Origin of the sequence: Streptomyces sp. NRRL WC-3549 (genome assembly GCF_000721935.1) — a bacterium.
Taxonomy (GTDB): domain Bacteria; phylum Actinomycetota; class Actinomycetes; order Streptomycetales; family Streptomycetaceae; genus Streptomyces.
In genome coordinates this window covers 8,888-16,196 of record NZ_KL585445.1, presented here as the reverse complement: position 1 = coordinate 16,196, position 7,309 = coordinate 8,888, and the positions used below count along the sequence as shown (strand labels likewise).

10 protein-coding genes are annotated in these 7,309 nt (G+C 69.4%); 3 read left to right on the top strand and 7 right to left on the bottom strand.

Annotated features, from left to right (window positions below; genetic code table 11):
* A partial coding sequence (locus IH13_RS0134275; RefSeq protein WP_031090759.1) for an acyl-CoA thioesterase occupies window positions 1-701 on the bottom strand: 701 nt, incomplete at its 3' end.
* Between the two features lie 35 nt (window positions 702-736).
* Window positions 737-1,894 carry an acyl-CoA dehydrogenase family protein gene (locus IH13_RS0134270; protein WP_031090758.1) on the bottom strand — a complete coding sequence of 386 codons (1,158 nt, stop codon included), beginning with the start codon at window positions 1,892-1,894 and terminating at the stop codon, window positions 737-739.
* Between the two features lie 350 nt (window positions 1,895-2,244).
* On the opposite strand from IH13_RS0134270, the gene IH13_RS0134265 reads away from it, so the two are divergent.
* A complete protein-coding gene (locus tag IH13_RS0134265; RefSeq protein WP_031090755.1) occupies window positions 2,245-2,691 on the top strand; it encodes an Asp23/Gls24 family envelope stress response protein in 447 nt (148 codons plus the stop codon).
* Between the two features lie 235 nt (window positions 2,692-2,926).
* Window positions 2,927-3,268: a DUF5713 family protein gene (locus IH13_RS0134260; RefSeq protein WP_031090753.1), complete on the top strand. Its 342-nt coding sequence runs from the start codon at window positions 2,927-2,929 to the stop codon at window positions 3,266-3,268.
* Window positions 3,269-3,304: 36 nt separating this feature from the next.
* Here the strand turns inward: IH13_RS0134260 and IH13_RS0134255 are convergent, their stop codons facing one another.
* Entirely contained in the window at window positions 3,305-3,526 is a 222-nt protein-coding gene (locus IH13_RS0134255; protein ID WP_031090751.1) for a DUF397 domain-containing protein, read from the bottom strand.
* A complete protein-coding gene (locus IH13_RS0134250) occupies window positions 3,519-4,316 on the bottom strand; it encodes a helix-turn-helix domain-containing protein (RefSeq protein ID WP_031090750.1) in 798 nt (265 codons plus the stop codon). Before IH13_RS0134250 ends, IH13_RS0134255 begins: the two co-directional genes overlap by 8 nt.
* Before the next feature lie 134 nt (window positions 4,317-4,450).
* On the opposite strand from IH13_RS0134250, the gene IH13_RS0134245 reads away from it, so the two are divergent.
* Complete coding sequence (locus tag IH13_RS0134245) at window positions 4,451-4,762, top strand: hypothetical protein (RefSeq protein ID WP_031090748.1); 312 nt, start codon at window positions 4,451-4,453, stop codon at window positions 4,760-4,762.
* A 16-nt stretch (window positions 4,763-4,778) separates the two neighbouring features.
* Here the strand turns inward: IH13_RS0134245 and IH13_RS0134240 are convergent, their stop codons facing one another.
* The 3 genes from IH13_RS0134240 to IH13_RS0134230 form a co-directional block, all read right to left on the bottom strand.
* Entirely contained in the window at window positions 4,779-5,189 is a 411-nt protein-coding gene (locus IH13_RS0134240; protein ID WP_031090746.1) for a RidA family protein, read from the bottom strand.
* Between the two features lie 181 nt (window positions 5,190-5,370).
* Window positions 5,371-6,291: an alpha/beta fold hydrolase gene (locus IH13_RS0134235; RefSeq protein ID WP_031090744.1), complete on the bottom strand. Its 921-nt coding sequence runs from the start codon at window positions 6,289-6,291 to the stop codon at window positions 5,371-5,373.
* 170 nt (window positions 6,292-6,461) lie between these two features.
* Window positions 6,462-7,309, bottom strand: an 848-nt coding sequence (locus IH13_RS0134230) for a helix-turn-helix transcriptional regulator (protein WP_051836020.1), incomplete at its 5' end; no start/stop codon positions are given.

The window sequence follows — 7,309 nt, the reverse complement described above, 5'->3', positions numbered from 1 at the left end:
TCCAGGCTGGCGCCCACCACGTCGCCGATCGCCCAGCCGCCGCGCCCGTGGGCGAGCAGCACCGAGTCGAGCAGCGTCATGTCGGAGACGTAGGTCGCCATGCAGACGTGCAGCAGCGGGTCGTCGGCCAGCTTTCCGTTGGTCCGGAACCACACCTGCGAGCGCGGCTCGCGCGGCTCACCGGCGGTCGCGAACGGCGGGGCGTCCACGTACCGCAGATCCACCGCCGCGCGGGCCTCCAGCAGCCGGTCCACCATGCGCGGGTCGGTGAAGCGGTCGGCGTACCGGGGGAGCATCTCGGCCGCGGTCGGCAGGGTGTCCGGGGCCGGCGCGGACGGCATGGCGGTCTGGTGGTCCATGCCCTCCTCGCGCACCTGGAAGGAGGCCGAGAGGTGGAAGATCGGCTTGCCGTGCTGGACGGCGACGACCCGGCGGGTGGTGAAGGACCGCCCGTCGCGGATCCGGTCCACGCTGTACACGATCGGCGCCCCGGGGTCCCCGGGCCGCAGGAAGTAGGCGTGCAGCGAGTGTGCCGGCCTATCGGCCGGGACCGTGCGGCCCGCGGCGACCAGCGCCTGCGCCGCGACCTGGCCGCCGAACACCCGGGGCACGACCGCGCTCTGGCTCGTGCCCCGGAAGATGTCCTGCTCGATCCGCTCCAGGTCGAGCAGATCGAGCAGGGAGTCGAGTGCGGCGCTCATGGGTCCTGCGTTCATGGAGGGGAACGTACTCCCTCTCACAGGCCCATGGACTTGGCGATGATCGACTTCATGACCTCGCTGGTGCCGCCGTAGATGCGGTTGACCCGGTTGTCCGCGTAGAGGCGGGCGATCGGGTACTCGTTCATGTAGCCGTATCCGCCGTGCAGTTGGAGGCAGCGGTCGATCACACGGTGCGCGACCTCGGTGCAGAACAGCTTCGCGGAGGCCGCCTCGGCGGGCGTGAGTTCCCCGGCGTCCAGGGCCTCGATCGCACGGTCGCAGACGGCCTCGGCCGCGTCCACCTCGGCCTTGCAGGCGGCCAGTTCGAACTTGGTGTTCTGGAACGAGGCGACGGTCTTGCCGAAGACCGTGCGGTCCTGCGTGTACTGCTGGGCGAACCGCACGGCGGCGGCGGCCTGCGCGTACGCGCCGACGGCGATACCCAGGCGCTCCTGCGGGAGGTTCTGGCCGAGGTAGGAGAAGCCCTTGTTCTCCTCACCGAGCAGGTCCCCGACGGGCACCTTGACGTCCACGAAGGCCAGTTCCGCGGTGTCCGAGACCTTCAGGCCCATCTTGTCGAGCTTGCGTCCGACCGAGTAGCCCTCGGACTTGGTGTCGACGACGAGCAGCGAGATGCCGTGGCGGCGGTCGTCCGGCCTGGGAGCCTCCGTGCGGGCGCAGACGATGACCTTGTCGGCGTGCACACCACCGGTGATGAAGGTCTTGGCGCCGTTGAGGACGTAGTGCGTACCGTCCTCGGAGAGCTTGGCGGTCGTCTTCATCCCGGCCAGGTCCGAACCGGTCCCCGGCTCGGTCATGGCTATCGCGTACATGGACTTGCCGGAGACGAAGTCCGGCAGCCAGCGCTTCTTCTGCTCCACGGTGGCGTACGCCTTGAGGTACGGCAGGCAGAGCAGCACGTGCACCCCGGAGCCGCCGAAGGACACACCCGCGCGGGCGGTCTCCTCGTAGATGATCGCCTCGTACTTGAAGGACTCCTCGCCCGCGCCGCCGAACTCCTCCGGCACCTCGATGCCGAAGATGCCCAGCTCGGCGAGCTTGTAGTAGAAGTCGCGGGGCGCCTGGCCGGCCGCGTACCACTCGTCGTAGACGGGCACGACCTCGGCCTCGATGAAGGCCCGCAGGGTCTCCCGGAACGCCTCGTGGTCCTCGTTGTAAACCGTACGGCGCACGGGGTGCCTCCTGGTGTCAGCGTCAGCGTCAGCTCGGGGTGCGGCGTCCAAGCGCATGTCTAAGCGCTTGCTCAGCCCTGGTCAAAAGTTACCCGGGGGTCACGGCGGCTGTCCAGGGTGATGCCGAGCACGCCGGTGCGCCGTGCTGCTCCGGTACGCGGCGCGCCCTGCCGGGCGGGGTGCGCGTGGCCGGGAGCCGGTCGCGCAGGGGCTCCGCACGGTACGACGGCGTCACCGTGGAGCCGTCGCGCTGACTCCAATGGCGGACGGCGCCGGACGGTCGCACAGTGGAACGAGGAGCTGACGAGGGTGCGATCCGCCTCGTCGCGACAATTCTCTGTGAGGCAGTCATGGCTGATGCTGGAACCCTGGGCGGAAGTTCACCGGCAGACAGGAACGCGGGTAAGGCCACGCGCGGCACGACCACCATCGCCGACGGTGTGGTGGCCACCATCGCGGGAATCGCCGTCCGCGAGACCGACGGCGTCCACTCGGTGGGCCGGGGGCCGGCGAAGGCGGTGGGAGCCGTCACCGGCCGCAAATCCGGTTCCTCGGGAGCGGGGCGCGTCGTCAAGGTGGAGGTCGGCGAGAAGGAAGCGGCCATCGACGTCGACGTGGAGGTGGAGTACGGCGTTCCGATCCACGAACTCGCCGACCGGATCAGGTCCCAGGTGAAGGACGCCGTGGAATCGATGACCGGACTGGACGTCGTCGAGATCAACATCAACGTCTTCGACGTCCACGTCCCCGACGACGATGACGAGGACGACGGGGACCGCTCCTCACGCGTGCGGTGAGTCAGGCGCAGGTCGCGGGGCGGGACAGCCGCCGTGCGAGGTCCGGCCCCTCCCGGTGAACGGCCGGAAGGGGCCGGACCGCTCGGTGCCGCCGACGCCCGTGTGGTACTGCCCCCGGTGGCCGGTCGAGTTCCACACGGAGCGGACGCCCTGACCCGGCGGGAGCGGGGCGTTGTCAGTGGCGTGGTGCAGGATCGGGACGACGGATCACCGAGCGGGACGGCGGGGGAGCACCATGGCCATCACGAACGAGCGGATGAGGCGGCACGCCTTCCTCCAGGGCCTCTACGACGACGCGTACTTCCCTGACCACGTGGTGGACCGGGGCAGAGCCGTCCTGGTCCGCCTCTGCGAGACCATCGAGGCCCGGCAGCCCGCCGACCTCGCGGCGCTGTACGTGCTGACGCACGCGGCGACGGAGGAGTTCAACGCGCTGGAAGCCGAGTTCGAGGCGGCCGGAAGCGAGATCGAGACGGCCGCCCGGGAGGAGATAGCCGAGGACTTCTGGCTCGTCGCCACGGCGTACGGCTTCGCGGAGGCGGACGTGGAACAGCTCATCGCCCCCAGGGAGTGGTGAGGCGACGCCCGGCCCGTTGCCGCGTCCCCGTGTCGTTCAGGGGCTGAGCCGGTCCGCCTTGAGGGCGGAGACGAAGGACGTCCAACTGGCGGCGGGGATGAGGAGGGCCGGCCCGGAAGGCACCTTGGAGTCGCGGACGGGGACGGCGGTCGGGTGGCCGTCCAGGACTTCGAGGCAGCTTCCACCTTCGTTCCCGCTGTACGAGGACGTGCGCCAGCCGGCAGCTGCGGACACGTCCGGCAGGGTAGGTTCAGTCACGATGTCCGTATTCCTTCGCGGTCGTCCTCAGCAGAGTCAGTGACTCCCTGAGCGGTATGGCGTCGCCCAGCGCCAGATCGTATGCGCCGAGCAGTCGATCGACCATCGCGGGGGAGTCGTGCACCTTTCCGACCTGAATACCTTCCGAGTAAGCCACGGGTGGCTGGTCATCGAAACGCATCAGGGTGAGCATGCCCTGCATCAGAGTGTGCACGCCAAGACCGAACGGCAGTACGTACACGCGTACTCGACCTGATTCCACGAGTCGCACGAGATGCATGATCTGTTGTGCCATGACGTCGAATCCGCCGACTGTGCGCCGCAGTACCGCTTCGTCGAGCAGGACCCAGACCACGGGTCGCACCGGGTTCTCGAGGATCTTTGCCCGTTCCAGCCGTGTGACCACGAGCCTGTCACACTCCTCCTCGCTCACCGGAGGGAAAGCTGTGCTCAGCACGGCGCGGGCGTACTTCTCCGTTTGGAGAATGCCTGGGACGAACGACAGGGCGAACTCCCGGATCATCACGGCCTGCTGTTCCAGTTGCCGAGCCGCCTCGAAGTAGTCGGCGACCGCAACGTCGTCCTGCCTCGGCAGAAAGCTGCTCAACACGTCCCCGGTGCCGAGGGCCCGGTCCAGCCTGCGCGCGTCCTCCCGGGACGGCACCCGCCGTCCCGCCTCGATGTGGGAGATGTGGGACCGCGTCATGATCGCCATGTCCGCCAACTGCTGTTGCGTCAGTCCCGCCGTCTCGCGCTGCGCCCGCAACCAATCACCATAGATATTACTCATCGTCAACTCCCGTGTGACGGACCACGTGTCACCAGCGACCCTCTGGCGAGCGTAGTCAGATCCCCCTCACTCTGTGTGCAGATCGCTGCACAGCGAGAGATACGGCTGACACCCTCACCACCGGAGTTGACGACGTGCGACACGAGACACCAGCCGAGGCCCGACGCCTGCTCCCGTGGGCGAGCCCGGACGGCAACCCCTGTTACCTGCTCAGTGACGGCACCGGCTACGTCTCCCGGCTGGCGGACAACATGGAGAGCGTCCAACTGGGAATGGCCGACGAACTCCTCGGCCACGTAGCGGACATGCTGGACGACCCGCGCGTCACCCCGGTCCAGCTCCGCTATGTGGCGGCACGCATGGCCGAGTCGCTTCGGGACGTACACCGCGTCGCGGTGAGCCGAGGGGAACGCCTCGTCGCGCTCGGGCCCGGTGGGCAGAGCTGAACGGGCACGCGGGAGGTCAGGAGTCGAGTACGGCGGCGACGCCTTCGATCTCCACGAGCTGGTCGTGGTAGCCGAGCACGGTGACGCCCAGCAGGGTGCTGGGGACGTCGTGGTCCCCGAACGCGTCCCGGACGACCTGCCAGGCGGTCACCAGGTCCTCCTGCCGCGTGGAGGCGACCAGTACACGGGTACTGATGACGTCCTCCAGACCGGCGCCGGCAGCCGCGAGGGCGGTCTCCATGTTCTCCAGGGCCTTCGCGGCCTGGCCGGCATAGTCACCCACGGCCGCCGTCGAACCGTCCTCGTTCAACGGGCACGATCCGGCGAGGAAGATCAGCCGTGCCTCGGCGGGCGCGGTGGCGGCGTAGGCGTACTCGGCCACGTCGGACAGGGCGGCGGAGCGGATGAGGGTGACGGCGCGGGGCATGGCGTGCATCCAGTCCTTGCGTGTGGGCGGGAAGTCGTATTCCTAGCAGGTTGCCGCCGCGGCCGCCCCGTGTTTTCCGCGGCCGTCAGGGGCGTTCCGGGGCGGCCGGCACGGCATCCCGGTGCCGAGGGCGTCGTCGGGCAGATCCGCTTCCGCGAGGACGACGTGCCGGAGCAGCCCGTCAGCCCCGGGCAGCCACCATCTTCTCGATTTCCTTGAGCACGAGGGCCGGCTGGTCCTTCGGGACGTCGTGCGAGCTCCCCTTCGCGGTGACGAGTGTCCGGCCCGGCCCTTGCTGTGCGAACGACGCGGCGGCCTCCCGCCATAGCTCAGCGTCCTCGGGTGACCCGTCGAACGGAGTCCTCTCCGACACGATGACGGTTGCGGGGACGGCGTCGGGCCAGGAGACCTGGTGATACGCCTTGTGCATCGGGACATAGCTCTCCGCCGTGGAGATCAACTGACTGTTCTGCGGCTTGGTGGGCTCCTTCTTCGCGGCGTCGACCGCAGGCTGATGGGCAGCGACGATGCGCGCTATCTCGTCGTCCGTGTACAGCGGGGGAAGGCTGGCGTCGACGAGCACGGAGCCGGATACCAGCGCGGGGTTCTCCTTGGCGAAGTAGGTCGCGATCTCACCGGCCTGCGAGTGGGACACCAAGATCACGTCCTTGGTCACGCCGAGCTTCTGCAGCCCCGCCTTCAGGTCGCTGACGGCGCTCTCCACCTTCCACGGTCCGGCGACAGGCTCGCTCCGGCCCAGACCGGCCCGGTCGTACGTGATGATCTCGGCGCCGGTGGAGGCGTGGAGCTCGGGAACGAGGTCGCTCCAGTAGGAGGAGTCGTTGCCACCGCCCGCGTCCAGGACGATGGCCGGCCCCTGCCCCTCGGTGACGTGGAAGGCGAGCCGGTGGCCGTTGTTGGTGATCATGTGCAGCTTCAGCTCGGCCTCCGGGCCCGACGAGGCGGAGACCGATGGGGCCGAGTCGGAGTGAGCGGAGCCCTCGTCGCCGCAGGCCGTGACGAGACCGGCGGCCATGGCCAGCAGGGCGAGGCCCGACATCGTGCGGTGTGCGCGCCGACGGGGGAGGTGGATACGTGCCATGAGTGATCCCTGAGGACGGAAGCCGCGACTGGCTTCGGACGAGTGGAATTCTTCGCCACCACCGGGCCTCCAGGGCATCCGGCTACCCCGCTGATCAGTGGTTCCGTTCCGGGCACCGAGCACGGTGGGGACAGCCCCCGACAGCCGCACCTACTCCGTCGTGCGGCTGCTCAGGGTGAGGACTGCTTGCGGTGATGGGCATCGCCCACGGGGCGGGCAGCCGGGCGGCCCGCGTAGGACGCGAGGCGATCGGCGAGCGCGGTGACGAGGTCGCGCAGTTCGTCGGGGCGCTCGATGGAGAACGGCCGGTCGAGTGAGGCGAGTACGGGAGGCAACCAGTCGAGCCGCTCCACCCTCAGCTCGACGCGCCGCCAGCGCTCGGTCGCCGGGTCCGGGTCCGTCGCGGGCTCGTGCTCCTCCAGGCTCGCGACGCTCGCGGGAAGGCGGGCGCGGATCTGCTCGACTGATCCGTGGATCCGCAAGGTCACCTCGTACCGGTACTCGGCCGTGGCGAAGGCCGACAACACGCGCTGTGCCGGATCGGGGCCGTCAGGCGCTTCGAACGAGCCGGGCAGGGTCCGCACGTCCGCGATGCGGTCGAGCCGTAGGGTCCGGTCTTCGCCGATCCGGTCGTCCTTGCCCGTGACGTACCACCGGCCCCCATGGGCGACGATGCCGTACGCGAGCAGGGTGCGTTCGCTGCGCCGTCCGTCGCGGTCGGTGTAGCGGATCGAGACCGGCCGGCGGTGGCGCACCGCATCGGCGACGGTGAGCAGGACCCCGGCGTCCGGGGTGTCGAAGTCGCCGGGCTGTTCCGTGAAGGCGAGGGATTCCAGGAGTGTGCCGAGCCGGCGGGCGATGTGCTCGGGCAGCACCCGCCGGATCTTCGCCGATGCCGTCTCGTTCGCCGTGTGCTGTGCCGTCGTCAGCCCTGCTCGGCGGCCGGCGACCAGTCCGAGCAGCACGGCCAGCGCCTCGTCGTCGCTGAGCATGAGCGGCGGCAGGCGGTACCCGGGAG

Coding starts and splice junctions, on each gene's coding strand:
- IH13_RS0134260 (WP_031090753.1), top strand. CDS start 2,927: ATGGCCATCACGAACGAGCGGATGAGGCGGCACGCCTTCCTCCAGGGC.
- IH13_RS0134240 (WP_031090746.1), bottom strand. CDS start 5,189: ATGCCCCGCGCCGTCACCCTCATCCGCTCCGCCGCCCTGTCCGACGTG.
- IH13_RS0134250 (WP_031090750.1), bottom strand. CDS start 4,316: ATGAGTAATATCTATGGTGATTGGTTGCGGGCGCAGCGCGAGACGGCG.
- IH13_RS0134265 (WP_031090755.1), top strand. CDS start 2,245: ATGGCTGATGCTGGAACCCTGGGCGGAAGTTCACCGGCAGACAGGAAC.
- IH13_RS0134235 (WP_031090744.1), bottom strand. CDS start 6,291: ATGGCACGTATCCACCTCCCCCGTCGGCGCGCACACCGCACGATGTCG.